This is a genomic window from Pseudoalteromonas atlantica (genome assembly GCF_043641955.1).
GTDB lineage: Bacteria > Pseudomonadota > Gammaproteobacteria > Enterobacterales > Alteromonadaceae > Pseudoalteromonas > Pseudoalteromonas atlantica_A.
The window spans coordinates 1-24,401 of sequence record NZ_JBHZRV010000019.1 but is presented as its reverse complement, the minus strand read 5'-3'; the positions used below and the strand labels follow the sequence as shown (position 1 = coordinate 24,401).

Sequence of the window (24,401 nt, the reverse complement as noted above, 5' to 3'; positions counted from 1 at the left end):
GTACGCTTAGTGCCTTTAGTTTCGGTGGTCTTCATAAATAAGTCCTAAATGTGTAAACACATTTCAGGACAAGACATCCATTTAATCTCGGTAATTAGGTCGGTAGTTGTCAACCCAGAGGCGTGTTGCACCACAAACAGCTACAGGCATTACAATTAAATTAACGATTGGAATAGCCGTCAGCAGCATCACAGCTAAACCAAAACCGTAGGATAAGCCCTGTTTTTGCTTTAGGTCTTGTTTCATCTGTTTAAAACAAATTTTGTGGTTATCAAATGCATAGTCTTTATACTGCACCGCGTACATCCAGCAAGTAAATAACACCCACAGCACTTGGCCGATAACCGGTAATACCCATAATAAAATAAAGAAACCAATCGCCCGGGGTAGGTAATAACACAGCTTAGTCCACTCGCGGCCCAGCATGCGGGGGACATCTTTGACTAAATCAGCAAAGCCATCATCGTTAATTTTTTGACCGGTTAAATAAAGCTCTACTTTTTCACTCAGCAAGCCATTAAAGGGCGCGGCAATAAAGTTAGTGATTACACTAAACAGCATACTGTAACTAAATAGAATAACTAAAATTGCGATTGGCCACATTAACCACTCTAGCCAACTTAGCCAGCTAGGTAGCATATTGTTTAAATAAGCAAATCCTTCAGTTAACCAGCCGTATAAAAAAAACAGTGAGCTACCAAATAGCGCAATATTGATTAATAAAGGAATAAATACGAAACGTTTGAGACCTTTTTGAGTGATCAACTTAAAACCGGAAAAAAAATACTCCATACCTTGAGTAAACTGCACGCTAAATACCTCAGATCATTTTTATCATTAAGCGCAGTATAAATCGCTCAGTTTTATTGAACAGCATTTTTAGGTAACAAAGTATTTTTTCTTTAAAATATAGGAAGTAGAAGTGGTTTTTACCAGTGTGGAATTTTAAAATTGCTATAACGAGTTTAAATATATGCAAATACTAGTGTTTAGTAGGTTTAGCTCGATGATCCCGATATAATAATGGCCCTTCATTTTGAGCAATAAGCATGTCTAAAATTTTTATTATTGGTTTACCACGAACAGGAACAACCAGTATTAGTGTCGCTTTATTAGAATTGGGTTTAAAAGTGGCTCACACTGCTTTTACTAAAAAGGCCTTTGAAATGGCTGATGCGGTATCGGACGCGCCCTGTTTCAGTGATTATATGCATTTAGATAAGTTATTCCCAAACTCTAAATTTGTGTATTTAAACCGTGATTTAGAAAAGTGGCTACCGTCAATCACCATGCTGCTTGAAAAAATGGCACCACACCTTGAGCTAAACCATGGGCATTTTAGCCCTGTGCTTAAGCGAAGCTTTCATCAAACTTTTCCTAATATTCATCCTTTATGTACAACAACCCTGACTCGTCATTTTATTGAACACCAGCAAAGTGTTTATACTTATTTTAAAAATCGAGATGACTTTTTATCGATTGATGTTAGTGAGCCAGGAAGCCTTTTAACATTAAAGCAATTTTTAGGTTTACCCACTGAGGGAGATTCTGACTTCGCGAAGTTGAATGTGGGTCGCAATGTTGCCAACTGGCGTGAGTATAAACACTCGAATAAAGTTAATCCTAACTTGGCTGGGCTAGAGCATAGAAAGTTTTTTGATTACGGCTGATTTTAGTCTGATTGTAGTTTTTCAGTATTTGTTTTACTGTAAATATTACCACTGCTATAGAAGGTGAGTTTATCGATTAAATCTGGCACTAATCGCTCGCTATTATAGGCAAAGATCTTATTCATTTGTTCAATATGAAATACCCCTTCAATTTGGGAAATATTATTTTTAGCCCAAGTCGCAACTGAGTCCGAATTAATAAATTGCTCAGGTCTACTTTCTTTATCATCAAGTAGTGTTTGCCATAACTCGTTTTGAACTTGTGCTGGAGTACCGGTAAACTGATCTAAAGTATCATTTATCCAGCCCATACCTATTGTGTCGTAAGCATTTAAAATAGTGTCGTATAATTCACGCCTATTTGAGTCTGAACTAATATTGTCTTGTTGGGCGACGAATTTACCATTACCCATTTGGTAATATTGCTTATTAGCTTGATAGTTAGTTTGCTGTGCCAGGTAGCTCAGTAAATTAAGCTCACTGTCTTTATCAACCTCACTTATCATCGCTAACACATCATCATTTTGATGGGCTTTAAGCAAGCTCATCATATCGATAATACTGCTGCTTTGCTCAAGGTTACTTTGAGATAAATGGTCATTAACTTGGATAAGCTGCTCTTCGCTAAGGTTTTTATCAATTAATAAATTTGCATAATCAATAACCAATTCATACTTTGCTACATTAGAGCCATAGTTTGACTTAAACCAGTTAACATTATCTGGTTTGCTGATCATTTCTACAATTTCATGACCATTTTTATTTTCACCGACAGGTGATACCGGTTTTGTATAATCATTTCCTTGCTGCAGAAGTGTGCTCATAGTCTCGAGAGTTGAGCTAAACTCATCAGCAGATTGTTTACTTAATGATGAAATGAGTTGTTCACTAATATTTTTATTATCCATGCCAATATAATGGCGAGAGCTTGCGACCATAAATTCAGTGAATTTAACGAGCTCCTCATCTGACATTTTTTGAACTAAATCAAATAGCTCAGGTGTTGGTTTTAGGTGTTGAAACATTGTTTGTAGTTCACCATCAAGGCGATCTACTTGATCTAAAAAGGCGTTAATATCATCCGTTTTGGTAAACTCCCCATATTTATACGTTTGTTCTGCAAAGGGTTTATTAATATCTAATGGGCTAGAGGCAATACCATATTTTTTCATGCCAACAATACTACCAGAACTGTATGTCGTAGGAATATTTCGGCCTTTGAAACTGTTGAATGCCAGTGCATTTTCAGGCCCTTCTTCAGCGATAATATAATTATTTATAGAGTCCGTTTTATTTACTTTTACGGTCGTTGTAGGATTAGGATTAGGTCTGTGATGCTTAATCAGATCAGCTACTTGCGCAAAATTTGTAGTACTAGAGAGTTTCATTGTTATTCCTTTAACATTGGCTGTTGTTACTATTTATCGTCCAAACTGGCTAATCCTTGAACTAAATTTGTTGGTTTGTATTGTAGTTAGTTTGATTAAAAATAACTTTAGCGTTTAAATAAAATAAAAACAGGGCGAACAAGGTTGTTCATTTGTTACAATTCGGTATAGTTTGACAACAAATTTTTAATATAAAATTGAGATGTTCTATGCAGTTAGTCGATTTAAACCCCAATGACCAGGATGTGATTAATGTTTTTACCGATATCGACCGACTTATTTGCTCCTTATACCCAGTGGCGACCGCGCAGTCTCTTACCTTAGAGGAACTAAGCTTAGATAATGTGTATGCCATTGGACTTAAAAACGAGGATGGCATTGTTGCCTGTGGCGCTATTGTTATGCAATTTGACACTCCCCCTTATGGCGAAATACGCCGTTTGTATGTAAAACCGAGTTATCGCGGTAAAGGTTTATCTCGTCGTATAATGCAGATTTTGCTGCATCATGCTGGTGAAGAGCAAATTCCATTAATTCGTTTAGAAACAGGACCCAAACAAAAAAAATCAATTAGTCTGTATGAGAACTTAGGCTTTCAATCATGTGGCCCATTTGGTAGCTACAGTGAAAACCCACAAAGCTTATTTATGGAGTTGGGGCTGAATCAATAACGATTATAGTAACGTCCCCTAATTCTTTGGTGCTTATGTAGTTTTAAGCACCTAACCATTTCTTTTTCTCCTTTTGCTTTAGGGTCTGTTGACCTTTGCGGATTAAAATTTGTTCAAACTAGGAGCGATTTAATCGCGGCGCGAGGTTTGTAACCTAGTGGGCTAAGTCAAAACTGAGCTACAAAGAGTAAATCGCTCCTAGGCAGAACCCGAAGGGCAGCGCCTGTTTGGCATTGATGCTGCGTTATCACCTATTTATGGGGAACAACCACACCACATAGGTGCTGCCTTGCCTAAATACCAAACAGACTGCTGCAAATTTAACCTTGAAAGGTCAACAGACCCTAGTATTTTAAATTTCACTCGTTACGAGTAAAAATACTTGTTGGACACAATAGTCTTTTTTTCTTTTAATGCGCGCAATTCGCCGACAATGATTTCGGCATCATTAAATAAGAGAGAAAGATAAATGAAAGATACAACATCACTTGAACAAGCTCGCACGAGTTACAATGTTCGTCATTGGAGCCAAGGTTTTTTTGGTATTAATGATCAAGGTGATGTGTATGTTGCGCCCAAGGCTGATGCCCCACAGCAAACCATTGCATTAATTGATATCGCTAAACAGCTTGAAGATAAAGGCTTGAGCCTGCCTGCTTTAGTGCGTTTTCCGCAGATATTACATCATCGCGTTCATAGCTTATGTGCAGCTTTTAATACTGCAATTGAAAGCTACGGCTACCCGAAAGATTACCTATTGGTTTATCCAATAAAAGTAAACCAACAACGCGAAGTGGTAGAAGAGATAGTTGCAAGCCAAGCAAATATCGAAAAGAAACAACTAGGTCTTGAAGCTGGTAGTAAGCCTGAGCTATTAACAGTACTAGCATTGGCAGAAAAAACCAGCGCTGTGATTGTATGTAATGGTTACAAAGATAAAGAGTACGTGCGTCTTGCATTGATTGGCGAAAAGCTAGGGCACAAAGTCTATATCGTGCTAGAAAAACTTTCTGAGCTAGACATGGTACTCAGCCAAGCTAAAGAGCTTAATGTAAAGCCACGCATTGGTATTCGTGTGCGTTTGGCCTCGCAAGGTAAAGGTAAGTGGCAAGCCAGTGGCGGTGAAAAGTCAAAGTTTGGTTTATCAGCATCGCAAGTACTGCATGTGGTAAATAAGTTAAAAGAATCTGACCAACTTGATTTAGTGCAGTTAGTGCATTTTCACCTAGGCTCGCAAATGGCCAATATTCGTGATGTACGTTTGGGCGTGAGTGAAGCGGCGCGTTTTTACTGCGAGCTTCGTAAGCTAGGCGCACAAATCGACTGTTTAGATGTCGGCGGTGGCTTGGCCGTTGATTATGACGGCACACGAAGCCAATCACATAACTCAATGAATTACAGCTTAGGTGAGTATGCCAATAATATCGTTTATACCATTGGCGATATTTGTAAGCAGTATGAGCAGCCATTTCCGACGATTATATCGGAGTCAGGGCGTGCACTAACCGCGCACCATGCGGTACTGATTTCAAATGTAATTGGCACCGAGAGCTATGTTCCAGAGGACATTCAAGCACCGGATGATAACGCACCTTTATTACTGAAAAATATGTGGCAGTCGTGGCAGCAATTACATGTGCTTACTGATGACCGTGCATTAATTGAGATTTATCACGATAGCCAAGGTGATTTAGCTGAAGCGCATAACCAATTTGCAATGGGTTTATTAGATTTAACTCAACGTGCGTGGGCTGAGCAAATTAACTTACGTGTATGTTATGAACTTAACAAACATATGGATAATAAAAACCGTTTTCACCGGCCTATTATTGATGAACTTAATGCACGATTAGCGGATAAGTTTTTTGTTAATTTTTCATTATTTCAGTCATTGCCTGATGCGTGGGGAATTGATCAAGTATTCCCGGTACTACCATTAAGTGGTTTGACCGAAGCACCTAAAAAGCGCGCGGTATTACTTGATATAACCTGTGACTCAGACGGCGCACTTGATCATTATGTTGATGGTCAAGGCATTGAAAGCACATTACCTGTGCCAGAATTTAGCCCTGAAAAACCGTACTTAATGGGCTTTTTCTTAGTGGGTGCCTACCAAGAAATACTAGGCGATATGCATAATTTATTTGGTGATACCCACAGTGCAATGATCACTATGGATGAGCAAGGTGATGCCCGTATTGTAGAGATTAACCAAGGCGACACAGTGGCAGATATGATGCGTTATGTTCACTTGGATGTTGAAGGCTTTCAGTCTTCTTATGCGCAGCTGGTGGCCAGTAAATTACCTGCAAGCGAGCAGCAAAGTGTGCTTGATGAGTTAAAAGCAGGCTTAGATGGTTATACTTATTTAGAAGAGCTTTAATATGACGACCTTGTTTGATCATACCGATCACTCACTGTACTCCAATGGCATGACGTTTTTACGCCAGCCTATGGTGCAAAATATCACAGACATCAATGCAGATGTGGTGGTGCTTGGTTTACCGTTTGACCTGGCGACCTCGGGTCGCCCTGGTGCACGCTTAGGGCCTGATGCAATTCGTCGTGCGTCAGTGCACTTAGCGTGGGAAGAGACTAAATATCCTTGGACGTTCCCGTTATTTGAGCGTTTAAAGTTAGCCGATGCTGGAGATTTTACCTACCCAGTTGGCGACCCAGAGTATTTTACTGCGCAGCTTGAATTAGCAGCGGAGCAAATTTTACGCCAAGGTAAAACACTTTTAGGTTTAGGTGGTGATCACTTTGTAACGCTACCGTTATTACGTGCTCACGCAAAGCGCTATGGCAAAATGGCTTTAGTGCATTTTGATGCGCATACAGATACCTATAGCAATGGCTCGCGTTACGACCATGGTACTATGTTTTATCATGCACCAATGGAAGGGCTAATAGATGTAGAGCACAGTATTCAAATCGGTATTCGTACTGACTTTGATCAAAGCAAGCATGAATTTGCCGTCATTGATGCCATGGCAGCAAATGATTTATCGGCGCAAACCATTGCTGAGCAAATTTTAGCGCGGGTGGGGGAGCTACCTGTGTATGTAACCTTTGATATTGATTGTTTAGATCCCGCATTCGCACCAGGTACTGGTACACCTGTTTGTGGCGGTTTAACCAGCGATAAAGTACTTAAAATTTTGCGTGCGCTTAAAGGTGTAAACATGGTGGGAATGGATGTTGTAGAAGTGTCGCCGTCGTACGATCAAAGTGAATTAACGGCCATAGCTGCAGCGACGATTGCTAGTGAATTACTGCATTTATGGACGTTGAAACATAAGTACTAATACTGCAAACTTAACCTTGAAAGATCAACAGACCCTAATTTAACGTTATAACAAAAAGCGCCATATAGGCGCTTTTTGTTGTGCAATTATTTAGCTACATAACTCACTTGAATTTCATATTATGTTTTTTTGCGTACGCTAAACACACTGGAACTTCGATGAGGACATAGGTTAAAAACGTGAACCAAAACCAATTCACCTTAAAAATTAACCAACTAAACTCAACGCCAGAATCATAATAAAGACTCCCCGCAACGACTAATGTAATGGTTGTCGCGAACAAGTCTTGGCTTGATACTTTTACAAAGTCATTCCCAGCAAAACGTGGGTAAATAACCCCATAACCTAGTGCGGTTACGATAATAACCAATGTAATTAATGTAAACTCGGGTGTCATTGTGGTGTGTACTGCCTCGCAAAATCAATGCGTTCTTGAGAACTCGGGTGTGTTGATAAATATTTAAGCCACGACTCATCAAGTTGTGCTTGCTCATCTAATTTGTTTTGCAGTGCTTTTATGGCATCGGCAAAATCATCATTAGAATAACCTAAAGCAATTAATTTCTCGATAGCATATTTGTCCGCTTCACGTTCCATATCCCGTGAAAATGCTTGCTGCAAAAAAGAAGAGCTAGAGCCAAGTACGACTTCAGTAATTCCTTCTAAGTCACCAAAAATAACCGCTAACACAATGGTACTGGCAGTTGCTTGCGCCGCTAGTCGAATACCATGGTGGTACTCAACATGGCCTATTTCATGAAGTAAAATTGCACGCAGAGCATCTGGTTTATCTTTGAGTAAAATGACTAATTCATCGGTAACAATCACGCGGCCGTGGGGTAACGCGAAGGCATTGGCAGCGAAATAATCTGATTGGTAAAAAGAGAGCCTATACTTAGTACTATCTAAATGTAACCTATCGAGCATTTGCTGCCATGTCAGCTGTATTTCATTTTGAGTTTCATTAGGTAATTGAGTGGGTGCTAATGCTACTTTTTCAATCACGTTGAGGGTTTGCTCGCCCATTGCCTCTATGGTAGCTGGCGGGGCTAAACCAACACTGTACACAGCGATAGCGGGGATGCAGCGATATAAAATAAACCACAACAGCAAAGGAATTAAAATCACTGAGGCAAGTATGAGTGGCTTAGATTTTTCTAATCGTTCACTTATGCCCTGTATGTTTTGCGAAAATACCCAGCGATGGCTGATATCTTCAGGAACAAAGCGGCCGCCGTCAGCAAAGCTTAATTCTGAAGCAACACCTGGAAGCGGGCTGTCTATTTGGCAGTCAGTAATAAATGTAGATAAAAGCGTATTTTGCTGTGTATCAACAAGCTGTATTTGACTCTCATTGATTGTTGCAAAGCAGTGTTGGTGCTGGCTGCTATTAGGGTAGTAATAGCAGCCTTTAATATGATGTTTACTCATCAAGTAAGTGAAATATCAATATCAAACACATTTGCCGCTTCTTCCGCAAACGATGATTGTTGTTCTTCTGCAGTATCAATAATAGCAAGTGCGCCTGCGTAAATCGTTACTTCAGTGGCCGCAGCAAGTAATCGTGCTATGCGTATTTTTGCCCAAGGGTAAGCGAGTCCTAATGTAAAAATAATTGCCAATGCATTTGTAAACAAAACTAGCGCGTAATCAGCTGGTTTTAAGTCAGATTTAAAGCTAGCAACATCTTCAAATTCACTGCTATTAAAAATATGATTACGAATTATCGACACATACACGCCGCGTAAAATTGTTAGGAAAGCCATATAAAGTGCCACAATTAAGAGTGGGAAAATTAATGTAGAGATATTAAAATTATCAACGTCAAAGCTGGTTAAACTCATAGCTGCACCGACTGAACCTGCAAAAATGCCAAATATAACTAAGCCGCCAATCGCAACACCAATGGTGATTAATGCCGCCATATAATATGTTGCACCTTCAAGGTTTACATTAATTGGCTTATTACCGTAGCTGATGTTTTCATGTAAATATTGGTCAATACGTTTGAGTGCATAAGGCAGTAATAAATAAAGCGTAAATACACTTGCTATGGGCAGCAAAACAAAATTAATTAATGCATCACCGTAATTTCCTGAAAACGCAAAGCGCACATTACGATGACGAGTCATACGCATATTAAAGCGCAGCCCTTGGTTTATTATCCATGGCATTGAAAATAAAAGACCCAGCGCGAATAAGAGCCCCAAAATTGGTAAAAACTGTACAACTAAGCTGTAAATAATAAATACAACAACTGCTAAAATACGGCCTTTTAATATTTGTATGGGCGTTGCTAAGTAATCAAAGCTGTGGCCGTCTATTTTCGTATTGCTGTAAAAATAACGATAAGTACGAACTTTAGCCCAAGCAGAATAAATACCGAGGGTTAAAATACTGAGTAAAATATTTACCGACCAAATACCAAAAAACTCGCCAGCATGGCCGCCAAATTGTACTCGCCCTTGAAATATAGCTCGGTTTGATTCGTTTGTTGTTGATTCGTTTTGATCAGTGGTGGGTTCCATTATTATTCCAATTCCTTATGTTAGGTCCAAAAACTTACTAAAAAATTACGTTTTAATCAATCACAATCAACAGTACTCATTGATTATCTTTAGTTTATAGCGAAGTATGAGCTATCAGTTTTAGAATTACTGGTTAGATCTGCTATACTCACGGCGTCATTTTATGGGGCTGTTATGATTTCAAAAAACCAACTCAAGTTAATTCGCGCATTAGGGCAAAAAAAGTACCGAAAGCAATACAATCAATACCTTGTGCAAGGTGAAAAAAATGTACTTGAGCTGTTAGCGAGTGATTTAGCAATTGAAGATGTATTTGCTACGCCTGCATTTATTAGTCAGTATCAGGCTCAATTTAATAAAGTGAGTATGATTGAAACTGATGAAGACAGCCTAACAAAAGCCAGTACTTTAGTTTCCAACAATGCGGCTATTGCGGTTGTAGCGATGCCGAAAGTGGAGCTACCAAAAACGAATGGGTTAATTTTAGCCCTTGATGGCGTTTCAGACCCTGGTAATTTAGGCACAATTATTCGTGTTGCTGATTGGTATGGTATAAAGCATATCGTGGCAAGTATTGATAGCGCAGATCCTTACAACCCAAAAACAATCAGTGCAACAATGGGCTCATTTGTTCGTGTTGCAGTAAGCCAAGTTGAGTTACCTGCTTATTTATCTGCATTGAATTTACCAATTTATGGTGCATTTTTAGAGGGTGAAAACCTACACAAAGCAGAGTTATCGCAATCAGGTGTGTTACTTATGGGCAGTGAATCGCACGGTATTCGCAGTGAATGCGCAGCTTTAGTCAGTAATAAAATCACTATTCCGGCATTTGGTGCTGCAGAGTCATTAAATGTTGCAATGGCAACAGGCATTATTTTAGATAACTTTAAACGCCAAGCTTAACCTTTTGCCTCAAAATAGGTTAGATTAGTACTTGGTATATAATAATAACAATTGGTAAACCAAATAGATGCGTTTGAGCACCATAAAATTAGCGGGCTTTAAATCCTTTGTAGAGCCCACTAAAATTCCATTCCCTGATCAAATGACTTGTGTCGTTGGCCCCAATGGCTGCGGCAAATCAAACGTTATTGATGCGGTGCGTTGGGTATTAGGTGAAAGCTCTGCAAAAAATCTGCGTGGTGATGCTATGACCGATGTTATTTTTAATGGCTCAACCAATCGTAAACCCATTTCGCAAGCCTCTGTTGAGCTTATTTTTGATAATACCCAAGGCCATTTACCTAATACTTTTGCCGATCGTAACCAAGTTGCTATTAAGCGTTTAGTAACGCGTGATGGTCAATCGCTGTATTTTTTAAATGGTAGCAAGTGTCGTAAACGCGATATCACAGATATTTTTTTAGGCACAGGGCTTGGCCCGCGCAGTTATGCGATTATTGAACAAGGGATGATCTCGCGTTTAATTGAGAGTAAGCCCGCTGATTTACGAATATTTCTTGAAGAAGCAGCTGGGGTATCAAAATACAAAGAACGTCGCCGCGAAACCCAAACCCGAATTAAAAGTACCCGTGAAAATCTTGAACGTTTACTCGATGTGCGCCAAGAGCTGCAAGCGCAAGTTGATAAGCTCGCTCTACAATCAGTTGAGGCCAAAAAGTTTAAAGAGTTAAAAGCTCAGGAACGCACACTTAAAGGGCAAATTGCGGTGTTAAAGTGGCAAAAACTGCACCAACAGCAAGTGGATAAAAATCAACAGATTGCTAAATTAAATGAACAAATTGATTTTTATAAACAAGCCAATGCAGGCCACGACGATGTACTAGCGAGTCTTGAATTTCAAGTACAACAACGCCAACAGCAGCTTGCTGATGCGCAACAAGCGCAACATAATACCCATACCCAGCTAACACGCATTGAACAACAACAAATCAGCTTAAAGCAACAGCATCAAACATTAAGTCAAAGTTTAATTAAGCAGCAAAACCTTCAGTTACAAAGCCAAGAACAGCAATTGCAGCAACAGGGTCATACGAGTGAGCTTACTGAAGCCTTACAAGACGCGATAGAGCACGTACTCATATGTGATGAACAAGTAGCGCAACTTAGTGAGCAGGTAGAGCAATCTCAACAACAAAAACAGCTTGCAAATAGCCAGTTTCAAGAGCTGAACGATCAGCTTCAAACGGTTTCAAATAGCCACAACAAAGAACTTAATACCCAAGCACAACATCAGCAAAGCCTGCAATATATCATTAAACAACTAGATGATATTGAACAGCAGTCGGCAGAACTTGCACAAAATTCAATTGCAAAGCTGCTAGATGAACAACAAACGTTAATGCAATCTTTAACCAAAGAATTGGCGGCAAAACAAAGCGCATTAAACAAGGCAACGCTAAATGCGCAAACTGCTTATGAGGCGTTAACGCAGAGCCAAATCGCACAGCAAAATAAAGTGCAAGCAGCGAATGAGAATAAAGCCAAAATTGCCGGTTTAAGCAGTATGCTTTTGGATGACAATAACCAAGAGAAAGACACTTTATTAGCGCAACTTAAGGTAAAGCCTGGCTTTGAACAAATAGTTGAACAGGCGCTTTTAAATTTAACGCATTTAGTCGTCGAACCAAAGGCAAGCAATAATAGTGTTTGGCCCAGTGCAAATAATGCCAAAGCTGGTTGTGTTGCTGCATTGATTGAGCACGGCGTTTATCCAGATTTATTAGAGCGTATTGCTTTTGCAGATAATTTTAATAGCGGCATATTTGAAGATGAATTCTGGCTTGCTGTTATTGACGGTAATGCCAATATACATGGGCGTAACTGGCATTTAAGTAATCAAGCGGATGCTGAAAGTTCATTACTTTTAAAACACAAGCAGCTCAATGACGCTAATGAGCTGGCTACCTCATTACAGTTGCAACTTGAAAGTGCTCAGACAGTTGTAAGCGAAAATAAAGCCTTGCACAGTGATCTTTTAATCCAAGTGGATGACTTAAAAGATGCTGTACACCAGTTTGCACAAAAAATAGCGGCAGCCAGCACTCGCCGCGATATGCTAAAAGAGCAATTAACTCAGTGGCAAACCCAGCAACAAAAGTTAACTACCAAGCGCCAACAATTACTCGATGAACAACAAACTGTGCATACATCTACTGAACAACAACAACAGCTTATCGACAATTTAGCGCAACATATGCAGCAGTTATCAGCGCAACTTGAACAAGCCAAACTGCTTCAGCAACAATGTGATCACGAATACAAGCAGCACAATGGCGTTTTAAGCCAATATAAAACCCAAGCGCATCAAGCTCACTTAGCAGAACAAAAAGCACGTAGCGAATGCCAGCTAAGTGAAACCAAGCTGCAACATGCACTTAGTGCATACGATACTGCCAGTGAAGCTGTTTTGGACTTGACCAATCAAATCGAAGAGTTGGTTATTCCACTAGAAGAAAGTGCTGAGCAAATATTGATACTACTTGAACAGCACCAGCAAGGTGAGGCTGAGCTAACTAAGCTAAGTACTGGTTTAGCTGATGCAAAAACGGCGCTTTTAGATAAGCAAACTGCACTAAAGTCATCACAAGGTGAATTAAGCACTTTGCAAGAGAAACTACAATCTTTGGCGCTTGAAGAGCAAAGCTTGATAGTAAAAGCCCAAGCCGCATTAGAGCCATTGGCTGAACTTGAGCAAAACTTAAAAACTGTATTAGCGCAATTACCTGAGTCAGCTAATTTATCTACAATGCAAGCGCAGCTTAATCGTGTAGCGCAAAGTGTGAATGAATTGGGCGCGGTAAACTTGGCGGCAATCGATGAGTTTGACCAAGCTAAACAACGCAGTGAATATTTAGAGCAGCAATTGGATGATTTAACGAATGCACTTTCAAGTCTTGAAGGGGCTATACAAAAGATTGATCGTGAAACCAAAACACGTTTTAAAGCAACGTTTGATCAAGTGAATCAAGACTTCGGTGAGTTATTCCCTAAAGTGTTTGGCGGCGGTAGCGCATACCTTGAATTAACCAGTGATGATTTACTCGAAAGTGGTGTTAGTATAATGGCACGGCCTCCGGGCAAGAAAAATTCAACAATTCACCTGTTAAGTGGTGGAGAAAAAGCGCTGACCGCATTATCATTAGTGTTTTCAATATTCAGGCTCAATCCAGCTCCTTTCTGTATGCTGGACGAAGTTGATGCACCACTTGATGATGCGAATGTTGGCAGGTTTTGCCGTTTAGTAGAAGAAATGTCACAATCGGTGCAATTTATCTACATCAGCCATAATAAAATTGCGATGGAAATGGCAGGACGATTAACTGGTGTTACAATGGCTGAGCCGGGCGTATCGCGCATGGTTGCAGTTGATATTGAACAAGCAGTGCAAATGGCACATGCATAATACAATTTTTGATAGAATAAATAATAAAAGGTGAGGGGATGGCCGAACAATTAAGATGGGTTTTAATTATTATCAGTGTAATAGTCATTGGTGGATTATTAATACATGGCCTATGGTCAGTTCGTAAAAAAGAGGCACCCACGGCTACGACGAATGAGCGTGTTGAACCAACCGAGCAGCCATCAGTAGAGCAGCATTCTGAGCCTTTACAAGCAGCCCAAACAGATCGCGATGAGCCACAATTTGGCGACCTCAGTTTTTCAGCTGATGACGTAAATGAAGCTGAGCAACCGAGTGAAACTGATACTCAGAGCTCAGGTGAGTCAGTTGATGAAGCCGAAACAGAGCAAGATCACGAAACTCCTCCTGCTGATTTTATTATCGTTCACATCCAAATGCCTGAAGGCATGGCTATGGAAGGCAGTAAATTATTACCGGCAATCAATACACTTGGCTTTAAATATTCAGAAGAAGGGTTTTTTAATCGTCACCTAGACCCTGCCGGACTTGGCCCTGTACTTTTTCGCTTAGTAAATATGTATAACCCAGGTACGTTTGATATTGATAATATGGAACAATTCAGTACCGCAGGTATTAGCTTATTTATGACTTTACCGTGTGATGGTGACGGATTAGCTGCATTTAATATGTTGCACAGTGCGGCGAAAAAATTAGCAGATGAATTTGGTGCCACAATCTTAGATTCACAGCGTGAAGAGATGACTGTTGACAGTGTGCGAGAGTATGTTGAGAAAGTGAGAAGCTTTTCAGTATAGTTTAAGCTTTAATTAAGAATTTTTTAAGCCACTAGACGATAACTCGTTTAAGTGGCTTTTTTATGTTTTAGAGGCCAGTATGTCTACTCCAGTTTTAGCGCAAATTAGTGCGCTTCGTCAGCAATTAGATGATCATAACTATAATTATTATGTGCTCGATAACCCGTCTATTCCAGATGCTGAATACGACCGTCTTTTACGAGAACTAAGCGCGTTAGAAACCGCCAATCCAGAGTATTTTAGCGCTGATTCTCCAACGCAAAAGGTTGGTGGAGCTGCCCTTGCTAAATTCGAACAAGTCGCTCATCAGGTGCCCATGCTTTCACTTGATAACGCGTTTAGTGAAGAAGAATTTGCCGCATTTAACCGCCGTGTAAAAGAGCGCTTAATGGATAATAGCGAGCTTACCTTTTGTTGCGAGCCCAAGTTAGATGGTCTTGCTGTGTCTATTTTGTATCGGGATGGTGTGCTTGTTCAGGCTGCCACTCGAGGAGACGGCCAAACGGGTGAAAACATTACCCAGAATGTAAAAACGATTCGTAATGTGCCGCTTAAATTACGCGGTAATGATTACCCACGTGAAATAGAAATCCGGGGTGAAGTATTTATGAATAGCGCTGGGTTTGACAAACTCAATGCTGAGGCTGAAAAGCGCGGCGAGAAAGTGTTTGTAAACCCACGTAATGCTGCAGCTGGGAGTTTGCGCCAATTAGATTCAAAAATAACGGCTAAACGACCACTTATGTTTTATGCCTACAGCATTGGCGTTGTGACTGAAGGTGAATTACCGAGCGACCATTATCAACAACTGGCTAAGCTTACCGACTGGGGCCTACCACTTTGCCCTGAGACCAAGCTGGTGGAAGGTGAAAAAGCTGCACTTGATTATTATCAAGATATTTTAGAGCGTAGAAGCAGCTTAAAATATGAAATTGATGGCGTAGTTATTAAACTCAACAACAAGGCTATGCAAGAGCGTTTAGGCTTTGTTGCACGCGCACCGCGCTGGGCAATTGCCTATAAGTTCCCAGCTCAAGAAGAGATAACAGTGCTCCTTGATGTGGAATTTCAAGTAGGGCGCACGGGTGCCATTACCCCTGTTGCGAGGCTTGAACCGGTATTTGTCGGTGGCGTAACTGTCTCTAACGCGACATTACATAATGGTGATGAAATTGCGCGCTTAGGTGTAAAAGTGGGCGATACAGTTATTATCCGTCGTGCTGGTGATGTTATTCCGCAAATAACGCAGGTTGTACTTGAACGCCGACCTGACGATGCCCAAGACATTGTTTTTCCTACAGCGTGCCCTATTTGTGACTCGCATGTTGAAAAGGTCGAAGGGGAAGCGGTTGCGCGTTGTACCGGAGGCCTTGTTTGCCAAGCACAGCGCAAACAAGCAATAAAACATTTCGCTTCTCGTAAAGCTCTCGATATTGATGGTCTTGGCGATAAAATTGTTGATCAGTTAGTTGATAGAGAGCTGGTAAAAACTCCCGCAGATCTATTTATATTAAAGCAGGGCCACTTTGAATCGCTTGAGCGTATGGGGCCAAAATCTGCTAAGAATTTGGTTAGTGCTTTGGAAGATGCAAGGCAAACGACGTTAGCTAAATTTTTATACTCACTGGGTATACGTGAAGTAGGTGAAGCAACAGCGCAAAACTTAGCGACTCACTTTTTAACCCTCGAAAAAGTAACTCAAGCAAGTATTGAAGCCTTGGTTGAAGTATCTGATGTTGGCGAAATTGTTGCAAAACATGTGAGTAGTTTTTTTGCCGAACCACATAATACAGACGTGGTTAATGCGCTTATTGAACAAGGTATTCATTGGCCAGAGTTAGCGCCTGTAAGCGTTGATGAGCAACCACTTGCGGGATTAACCTATGTACTCACCGGCACACTCAACGAACTGAATCGTAACGATGCAAAAGCACGTTTACAAGCATTAGGTGCTAAAGTATCAGGAAGTGTTTCAGCAAAAACAGATGCACTTATTGCGGGTGAAAAGGCGGGCTCAAAGCTTACCAAAGCACAAGATTTAGGCATTGAGATCCTCACTGAAGATGATTTAATCGCGCTACTGGCGAAACACAATGGATAACGTACTTGTTGTATTTGAAAGTACAGCATTGAGCTTTGGCCAGTGGCTAAAGCCGTACCTGTACAATATAGCCTTGTTATTGGTCGTGTGTTTGGTCTCTCTATATGCTAATGATATTATCAAGGTAACTAAACGCTTTGTTGCAAGGCGGCATTTTTTTGTCAGAGTCGCTGTATTTGTTTTAGTAACCGGTTTTGGTTTTGGCTTTCTGGTGGTATTTGCAACACCTCTTTTGAGTAAACTGTTATTGCTTTTTGGTACGCAGTGGTTAGGTCTCATGGTGATATGTGCTTTTACTGTGTTAGGTGTTATTGCTGACAAGAAGAATCAATTGTAATGCGTTATGGTCCAGAATATTGGGATAAATACGGTACTTACCGTACGCCGATTGCATTTCATTTAAGTTTGCTTGTGCTATTAAGAGCCTATTTTATTTGGATAATTGCGGCGTTAAGCCGCCGTCCTGAATTAGATATTATGTCTTTGGTTTTTCGCTCTAAATATGATTTTTTTAGTGCGTTGGCAATCGGCGCGCTAGCAATCATCCCGGCGGTTATTTTTTGTTTTAGGCGGCCACAAAAAAATAATGTTGCATCAGCGCGTTTAGCAAATATATGGCGTTTTATGCGTTGGCCTTTACTTGCCTGTGCTGCACTAGATTTAGGTTGGTTGGTTATTCAGGCGGCCCATAGTTACTATCAATTTTCGATGTTTTTGGCGTTGCAAATGGTGGTCGTACTGTGGGTACTACTTTATTTAGCAAAAAGCCGTTATTTGACGGTATTTTTTAATGATTGGCCTGATCCAATTACGGATACTGATAAAAAATCAGAGTAGGGATAATAATTAATATTAATCTACGTATTGCCTTTGTGGTTGCTATTGTTGGTTTATTACTCGCTATAAGTGCACTTTTTACAGCAGTATTGCAGCATCCGTGGTTTATTTTTGTTGTTGCTTTGTGGGTATTCACCTTCTGCTCAGCCTGCTACCGACTTACACCGTTTTTTTACCCGAGAAGAATGGCAATCAATTACCTTACATTGAAATAAACATCGAGTATGGCCGGTATAGTTAAAAGTAACTTTATTTATTTTTTGTTAAACTATAAATCTTACTTTTAGGGGCATACCTATGCAGCAAACAGTGGGGTTAGGTGGAAGTTGTCATTGGTGTACTGAAGCTATTTTTGCTTCCATAATGGGTGTTGTGCGTGTTGAGCAAGGCTGGTTTAAAATAGCTAATACCACTAGCGACTTTAGCGAAGCGGTAAGGGTCACATTTGATTCTGAGGTTATAAATTTAACAGATTTAATTGCTATCCATATTGATACCCACAGTGCTACTGAGGTACATAGTATGCGTCATAAGTATCGCTCTGCGGTTTACACATACAGTGAGCAGCAAGCTCAACAGGCTAACCTAGCCATTCATACTAAACAGGATGACTACAGCAAGCCCTTGGTCGTTCAAGTTTATGCGGCAGGCGAATTTAAACATTCTCCTATAAAGTACCAAGACTATTATTATAGTAATCCGCATAGGCCTTTTTGTGAAATACGGATAAACCCCAAATTATCAAAATTATTAGCGCATTATCGTGATAATGTAGACCGTAATAAACTTTCTCATCTAATTTTGTGAGGTTAACGATGTTGAATTGGAATGATATTTTAAATTTTGCTAGTAAAGGTAACCCTGAGCCGAGTCGAAAAGTTGAGAAAACTGATGCTCAGTGGCGTGCACAATTAAGCGATGAAGCCTTTTATGTTACCCGTAATAAGGGCACTGAGCGTCCACATAGCTCAGACAGCTGTACTCTATTTGAGCCTGGTGAGTATGCCTGTGTGTGCTGCGATAATGTGTTATTTGAGGGGGATGAAAAATTTGATAGTGGTACTGGCTGGCCTTCATTCACACAGCCTGCAAAAACAAACTCCATCGCCTACATTAGCGATACCAGTCATGGTATGCAGCGAATTGAAGCGGTATGCAATGTGTGTGATGCGCATTTAGGGCATGTATTTCCAGATGGCCCAATGCCAAGCCGTTTACGCTATTGTGTAAATGCTTTATCACTTAAAAAGATTTAAATAACCTGAACTCTGGATAATAAATTTATCTCCAGCGGCTACTTTCAACGCTAACTGCGTTGAATTTACTTGCAATAGACCAGCTATTGACGCGTAAATTCGCCTTGTTATCGCTAAAAGTCTCTAGCTGGAGACTAATAAATATATTTGTGATTTAATATCAATAGATTAGTATATCTCTTAACCAGAGTTCAGGTTAAATAGTGTTTACTCGGGAGGCATTATTAGTTGAGCAATAGTAAAAATTAAATGCTCCCGACAAATAGGTTTTGTAATGCAGTAATCGGTTAATTGAGTAAATTCAAGTTGTTCATTTTTCAGTGCTGAAGCGGTTACTGCAATGATAGGAATATGTTTATATTGTTCATTTTCACGTAAGGCTCTAGTAGCCTCAAGCCCCCCCATAACCGGCATTTTCATATCCATGATGATGAGATCAGGCGGACATTGAGCTATTTTTTCTAAAGCAACTTTGCCATTTTCAGCTTCTTCAATTTGAAATGGCCAACGAGATAAAAACGACACTAAAAAATCACGGTTGTAAGCAATATCATCAACAATTAATATTTTATTTGGGCCAAACCTATAGCTCGCGATTGCTGGAAAGTTATTTTGGGTTGCGATTGCCTTATGTTGCGCATAAGCCACGTCAGGAATTTCAATAGTAAACTCACTGCCTTTATTAGGCTCACTAGTCACATTAAGCGTGCCGCCCATAAGTTTAATAAACTTAAGCGATATAGTAAGCCCTAGACCAGTACCGCCATATTCGTCACTTTTTTGGCCCTGCACCTGTTCAAACGCATTGAAGATATTTTGCTGTTGATTTTTACTTATGCCTTTACCCGAATCAATAACTCGTATAGTTAAATTAACGTGTTCACCTGTATTGCTAATACTTGCATCAAAAATAGCTCGAACATAGCCTTGTTGTGTAAATTTTATAGCATTACTTAGTAAGTTAATCATAACTTGGCGCAGTTTGTTGCCATCAAGTAGCAGGGCTTTTTGGGCATTGGCCGTACATTTTATAGTTAACGCTAAGTCTTTTTGTGCGCATTGTTGCATAAACATCATAGACAGCTCATTACACATTGAGCTTAACTCTACGTGATCAAGCTCTAGGTGCATTTTTCCCGCATCAATTTTAGATATATCCAAAATATCGTTGAGGATATTCAAGAGCGAATTGCCTGAAACAGTAATAGCTTCTAAATAACGTAATTTGGTTGCGTCAACTTCTCTATCTTGTAAAAGCTGGCTAAATCCAAGCACTGCATTTAAAGGGGTTCGAAGTTCATGCGACATGTTTGCCAAAAATACACTTTTTGCTTGATTAGAGTATTCCGCCTGTTCTTTTGCCGCTAAGTACTCTTGGGTACGTGTTGTTACTATTTCTTCAAGCACTGACTGTTGCTCATGCATATTATTGATCTGCTCTCTCACGGCAGCTCGCATCATTTTAAACCCACTTGCCAAAGTACCAATTTCATCTTGGCTGTTTATATGAATAGGGTGGTCTAATTCACCTGTTGTAATAGCGTGTGAAAATTCAACGAGTTTATCGATAGGCTGTAAGATGATTTTGCGAATAATTATGTATGCTATTACTAGTGCGGTTAATAAATAAATAGCAAATAATGAGATAGCATTGGTTATGATGAGCTTTATTTTTTCCACTAAGTCACCATCCGCAAAGCTTACAATTACTGAGCCAATTTTTTTATTGCTATGGTTATTAACGGGGATCACAACATCATAATGGCTGTCTTTACTTAGTATACTTTGTTGATTTTTCTCGATGGCTCGTAAGAGAGGTTTATCAGTGATGACTTTAGATAGTTGGTCCCTATCTATATGCGCGACAATTTGTGCATTGTTATCGACAAAATATATATTTGTTAAATTATTAAAATTATTTTGTGTTATTAGGTCAGTTAATGCGATAGCTTGAATCTTAAGCACCCAACTGTCCTCATTACCATCGGTTGTTAGTTGATCTATTTCAACAAGCATAGGTGTTACGATAGCTGAGGCTTTTTCGCTCATATTTAATAATGTTTGATTTTTTAACTCAATGACATGCAAAGCAGTGCTAACACCTAAAACGAGCGTGATGGTAAAGCCAATAATCAATAAAATTTTATGAGCAATGCTTAAGTACATAGGCGTAAAGTTATTCTTTTTTGTTTAGTAGAGAATCAATTTTTTTATTACTGGTATCTAACGTGTTTTGAATATCCGCACCATAAAAAATTTGACTATATGCATGGGAAATTATTTCACCAATTTCAGGAAATAAAGTAATGCCCGATTGTATATAGCTGGGGGTCGCATTTTCAAAAACCCACAACATTGTATTATTGAATCCCGGTTTATTGACTAGGCTAAATAACTGCTCCTGCCAAATTTGCATACGTGGAGGCGAACCGCCAGTACTCAACAGCATTGCTGTTTGAGCACTTGTAGCCCATTGAATAAACAACCAAGCAGCTGATTTGTTTTGAGAGTGGGCGTTTATTGCCAGAGCCCAAGCCCATGGAGAGGTTTCTCTTGAAAAAGGCCCTTTAGGAAGTGGGGCAGCCTCCCATTTGTCCCAAATAATAGATTCATGTTTGGTGTCTATTTCATTATAAAAATGTGAAGCAATAAAAGCCGACGCAAGTTTGCCTTCTTTAAATAGCTTACGTATTTGATAAAAGTGCAATGTACGGCTATTTGCAGGGTTGCCGAAGCCTGTAACTAAATCACGATAAACTTTAATAGCGTCATGAGCGCTTTGTGAGTTACTGGTTGCGCTAACTTCGTCAGTAATTATCTGTGCACCATAAGAACGCATAATCGGTAAAACAGTCCATGTATTTAAACCAGCCCCAGGCATAGTTCTTGATGCAAATGCGTGCATATCACTATATTCAGGGTGTTTATTTAGCGCCTGCTGAAGAGTAACCTTAGTTGTTAATAATGCTTCATAGGTATCTGGAACATCAATATTGAATTTATCAAATAGGTCTTTTCGGTAAAAATAAATTGGCGCAGAGAAGTCAAAGGGGAGAGATAATAGCGTACCGTCTATTTGGCATAAAGATAAGCTATTGGGGCTTATATCTGTCACTTTATACCAGTTTAGATCAGTCAATAGTGGGTCGTTTAAATAACTAGAAAGTGGCTCTAGGTAATTGTTTGCATGGGCTTGTCCCAGAAAAGTAACGCCCATAGGTATAACATCATATAAGCCTAACCCTTTACTAAGGTCAATTGCTCTGCGATGGCGCATTTTGGACTGTTCTAATGCATGGAAGCCAACAGAGATCCCCGTTAACTTTTCAAATATAGGTAAGTATGGCTTTAATGCCATAAAAGCAGGTTGCTCATCTGCTAGAACATTGATATGAGTACCTTTATGTTGGCGCCAATCAATATTTGCTTCTTGCCAGTTCGCTAACGACGTTTTACTTTGTACGAATTGAAAAGGGTTGGTCAAAGTACAACATGCAAGCAATAGATAGAGTAAATTAAAACTGCGTTTCAATGTATTTCCCCCTGCTATGTTGTTTAAATCATGGAATTTTTATAATGTCGCTAATTAACCATCTTTATCAGTTAACTTTAATCCCATCTCTTGTGCGTTTTTAACAATCTTATTAAAACGTTGTTGTTGCTCTGAATCCAAAGATGCAGTTGATAATAATGTATAGCATTTTTTTGCGGCAATTAAATTAAATGATTGCCCATTTTTTTTATTATCGTCAAATAGACACTGCAGTAGGTTAAGTGCAATGCTAGCATTTCGAGGCATGATTCTAAACGCTTGGCTAAATGCCTCAAGAGCCGAATTTAATTGGCCTTTATTAAATTGAGTTACAGCATGATTATTGAGTTCTTTTGGTCCCATTTTTATATCTCTGCGCTCAACTTGTTGTTGTTGAATATAACGCAGGTAAACAGGGTCACTGACACTCGGGTGACGCTCGCAATGATCAATGATTTGGTTAAATAAGTTTTGTGCTTTGACATGAAAGCCTAATTCGTGAAACGCTTTTGCTTTATCAAGCGCACCGTCAATTGAGCGAATTTGATTTTCATCATCATCAAGTTGTTCAATCAGTTTTTTAGCCTTTTGGTGCTCATCTTTAAGGTAGTGTAAGCGGGCGTTTAAAACATCAATCTGAGTTTGATTATGACTATTTGGAAATTGATTTTTTAAGTCGCTCAAATATTTATTTGTTTGGCGTGAAATTCGTTGTATTTGATCGCTCTGATCTGTTGTAAGCGCAAAATCAATTCCAGCACGCGCTGCATTTAAATAAATATCAGGATGGTCATGAATAGAATATTTAGCGTACTGAGCGATGTCCTTGTGCGTGGTATAGTTTTTTTCGTAGTCATGGTTCAGCATTGCAACATTACTTAAAGACTTTTGGCGTTTTAAATTAAGTGGTGCAATATCAGCTGCTTCACTTAAAAACTCTTGGGCAGACTCAAATTGATTTAGCTTCACTTCTAAAGAGCCAAGTAAATTTAATGCTACTAAACGTGTTTCGTTATGAATAAGCATTGTTTTAAGCATACGCTGAGCTAGGATATGTTCATTATTTGCGATTAAGGCTTCAACCAACCCAACTTTAGCCCATGTGAATTTTTGAATGTTTAGCGCAGATTTAAAAAATGTTTTGGCTTCTTCATGGCGTTTTAACCTGAGTAATACATCACCTTTTAGGCGTAATAAGATTGCGCTGTACGTATTTTTTTTACTCATTAATGATGCATTGATGTTTTTTAATGCTTTAGAGTCATTACCATCATCAATCAAGTTATATATTTTTTGTAAGTTACTTTTACGTAGCAATATTTTTTCAATACGTGTTTTTAAATCACTAATAGAAAATGGCTTAACTAGAAAATCATCAGGTTGTAGTTCAAGCACGCTATGAACTAATGAGCCGGTTGTTTCAGCTGAAATGAAAATGAATCCCGTAGAGTTTTTAATTAATTGTTTAACTCTGAGCTCTTCATATAACTGGTAGCCATCTTGATGTTTGCTTAAATTAAAAGAGCATACAATAAGTTCAAACTGTTCAGTAAGGCATAGCTCTTTTGCTGCATTTGCATGCTCAGCAAAGTGCAATTGCCGAAAGCCTAACTTTTCAAGCGATTGTTTCATGTAGCTTTGAGCAAGTGGTTGCTCTTCAACTATCAGTATTTTTGCATTGGGAAAAGTCTTTTTCGACATTAAGCTTCGGACCATATGAATGTACCTTTGACTATAATAAACAGTCTAGCCGCTTACAAGGCAATTTAATATTTAATCACTGTAAATAGATCTATATTTAGTTGATTATTAAAAAAGAACTTAATTGGAGAGAGAAAAGCTTGTGTATAGGAAGTGATGAAGGTTTATGCCCAATAACATTGCACTTAAGTAAGTGGCGTCCCCAAGGGGATTTGAACCCCTGTTACCGCCGTGAAAGGGCGGTGTCCTAGGCCTCTAGACGAT

General features: G+C 39.4%; 20 protein-coding genes and 1 tRNA gene. 12 read left to right on the top strand and 9 right to left on the bottom strand.

Going from position 1 to position 24,401, the window contains the following annotated elements; translation table 11 throughout:
• Positions 1-81: 81 nt before the first annotated feature.
• Positions 82-792 (bottom strand): sulfate transporter CysZ, encoded by a 711-nt coding sequence (cysZ, locus tag ACHUE3_RS19505; protein ID WP_394193957.1) that lies wholly within the window; start codon positions 790-792, stop codon positions 82-84.
• Positions 793-1,049: 257 nt separating this feature from the next.
• On the opposite strand from cysZ, the gene ACHUE3_RS19500 reads away from it, so the two are divergent.
• Entirely contained in the window at positions 1,050-1,670 is a 621-nt protein-coding gene (locus ACHUE3_RS19500; protein WP_394193955.1) for a sulfotransferase, read from the top strand.
• Positions 1,671-1,672: 2 nt separating this feature from the next.
• Here the strand turns inward: ACHUE3_RS19500 and ACHUE3_RS19495 are convergent, their stop codons facing one another.
• Positions 1,673-3,058: a hypothetical protein gene (locus ACHUE3_RS19495; protein WP_394193954.1), complete on the bottom strand. Its 1,386-nt coding sequence runs from the start codon at positions 3,056-3,058 to the stop codon at positions 1,673-1,675.
• A 209-nt stretch (positions 3,059-3,267) separates the two neighbouring features.
• Between ACHUE3_RS19495 and ACHUE3_RS19490 the strand changes: the two genes are divergently transcribed.
• The 3 genes from ACHUE3_RS19490 to speB all read left to right on the top strand — a co-directional run bounded on the left by ACHUE3_RS19490 (position 3,268) and on the right by speB (position 7,037).
• Entirely contained in the window at positions 3,268-3,729 is a 462-nt protein-coding gene (locus tag ACHUE3_RS19490; protein ID WP_394193953.1) for a GNAT family N-acetyltransferase, read from the top strand.
• Between the two features lie 469 nt (positions 3,730-4,198).
• Positions 4,199-6,112, top strand: a complete 1,914-nt coding sequence (gene speA / locus ACHUE3_RS19485; RefSeq protein WP_394193952.1) for a biosynthetic arginine decarboxylase — start codon at positions 4,199-4,201, stop codon at positions 6,110-6,112.
• 1 nt (position 6,113) lies between these two features.
• Positions 6,114-7,037: an agmatinase gene (speB, locus tag ACHUE3_RS19480; RefSeq protein ID WP_394193951.1), complete on the top strand. Its 924-nt coding sequence runs from the start codon at positions 6,114-6,116 to the stop codon at positions 7,035-7,037.
• A gap of 103 nt (positions 7,038-7,140) precedes the next feature.
• On the opposite strand, the gene ACHUE3_RS19475 is transcribed toward speB, so the two are convergent.
• The 3 genes from ACHUE3_RS19475 to ACHUE3_RS19465 are packed head-to-tail and all read right to left on the bottom strand — an operon-like array spanning position 7,141 to position 9,565.
• Positions 7,141-7,434, bottom strand: a complete 294-nt coding sequence (locus ACHUE3_RS19475) for a hypothetical protein (RefSeq protein WP_394193950.1) — start codon at positions 7,432-7,434, stop codon at positions 7,141-7,143.
• A complete protein-coding gene (locus ACHUE3_RS19470; protein ID WP_394193949.1) occupies positions 7,431-8,468 on the bottom strand; it encodes a M48 family metallopeptidase in 1,038 nt (345 codons plus the stop codon). The genes ACHUE3_RS19475 and ACHUE3_RS19470 overlap by 4 nt, the downstream gene beginning before the upstream one ends.
• The gene (locus ACHUE3_RS19465) at positions 8,468-9,565 is read right to left on the bottom strand and encodes a YjgN family protein (RefSeq protein WP_394193948.1); all 1,098 of its coding nucleotides are present in this window, start codon (positions 9,563-9,565) and stop codon (positions 8,468-8,470) included. Before ACHUE3_RS19465 ends, ACHUE3_RS19470 begins: the two co-directional genes overlap by 1 nt.
• Before the next feature lie 174 nt (positions 9,566-9,739).
• On the opposite strand from ACHUE3_RS19465, the gene ACHUE3_RS19460 reads away from it, so the two are divergent.
• The 8 genes from ACHUE3_RS19460 (at position 9,740) to msrB (ending at position 18,904) form a co-directional block, all read left to right on the top strand.
• Positions 9,740-10,471: an RNA methyltransferase gene (locus tag ACHUE3_RS19460; protein WP_394193947.1), complete on the top strand. Its 732-nt coding sequence runs from the start codon at positions 9,740-9,742 to the stop codon at positions 10,469-10,471.
• Positions 10,472-10,538: 67 nt separating this feature from the next.
• Positions 10,539-13,934, top strand: coding sequence for a chromosome segregation SMC family protein (locus tag ACHUE3_RS19455; protein WP_394193946.1), 3,396 nt, complete (start codon positions 10,539-10,541; stop codon positions 13,932-13,934).
• 38 nt (positions 13,935-13,972) lie between these two features.
• Positions 13,973-14,710 (top strand): cell division protein ZipA, encoded by a 738-nt coding sequence (zipA, locus tag ACHUE3_RS19450; protein ID WP_394193945.1) that lies wholly within the window; start codon positions 13,973-13,975, stop codon positions 14,708-14,710.
• A 79-nt stretch (positions 14,711-14,789) separates the two neighbouring features.
• Positions 14,790-16,811 (top strand): NAD-dependent DNA ligase LigA, encoded by a 2,022-nt coding sequence (ligA, locus tag ACHUE3_RS19445; RefSeq protein ID WP_394193944.1) that lies wholly within the window; start codon positions 14,790-14,792, stop codon positions 16,809-16,811.
• Positions 16,804-17,148: a DUF3392 family protein gene (locus ACHUE3_RS19440; RefSeq protein WP_394193943.1), complete on the top strand. Its 345-nt coding sequence runs from the start codon at positions 16,804-16,806 to the stop codon at positions 17,146-17,148. Before ligA ends, ACHUE3_RS19440 begins: the two co-directional genes overlap by 8 nt.
• Positions 17,148-17,648: a DUF2919 domain-containing protein gene (locus ACHUE3_RS19435; RefSeq protein ID WP_394193942.1), complete on the top strand. Its 501-nt coding sequence runs from the start codon at positions 17,148-17,150 to the stop codon at positions 17,646-17,648. The genes ACHUE3_RS19440 and ACHUE3_RS19435 overlap by 1 nt, the downstream gene beginning before the upstream one ends.
• Before the next feature lie 297 nt (positions 17,649-17,945).
• Positions 17,946-18,455 (top strand): peptide-methionine (S)-S-oxide reductase, encoded by a 510-nt coding sequence (locus ACHUE3_RS19430; RefSeq protein WP_394193941.1) that lies wholly within the window; start codon positions 17,946-17,948, stop codon positions 18,453-18,455.
• A gap of 8 nt (positions 18,456-18,463) precedes the next feature.
• The gene (msrB, locus tag ACHUE3_RS19425; protein ID WP_394193940.1) at positions 18,464-18,904 is read left to right on the top strand and encodes a peptide-methionine (R)-S-oxide reductase MsrB; all 441 of its coding nucleotides are present in this window, start codon (positions 18,464-18,466) and stop codon (positions 18,902-18,904) included.
• A gap of 207 nt (positions 18,905-19,111) precedes the next feature.
• On the opposite strand, the gene ACHUE3_RS19420 is transcribed toward msrB, so the two are convergent.
• From ACHUE3_RS19420 to ACHUE3_RS19405, 4 genes are all read right to left on the bottom strand, one after another.
• Positions 19,112-21,070, bottom strand: a complete 1,959-nt coding sequence (locus ACHUE3_RS19420) for an ATP-binding protein (RefSeq protein ID WP_394193939.1) — start codon at positions 21,068-21,070, stop codon at positions 19,112-19,114.
• Positions 21,071-21,080: 10 nt separating this feature from the next.
• Positions 21,081-22,436 (bottom strand): extracellular solute-binding protein, encoded by a 1,356-nt coding sequence (locus ACHUE3_RS19415; protein WP_394193938.1) that lies wholly within the window; start codon positions 22,434-22,436, stop codon positions 21,081-21,083.
• A 54-nt stretch (positions 22,437-22,490) separates the two neighbouring features.
• Positions 22,491-24,137 (bottom strand): response regulator, encoded by a 1,647-nt coding sequence (locus tag ACHUE3_RS19410; RefSeq protein ID WP_394193956.1) that lies wholly within the window; start codon positions 24,135-24,137, stop codon positions 22,491-22,493.
• Between the two features lie 194 nt (positions 24,138-24,331).
• A tRNA-Glu gene (locus ACHUE3_RS19405) sits at positions 24,332-24,401 on the bottom strand.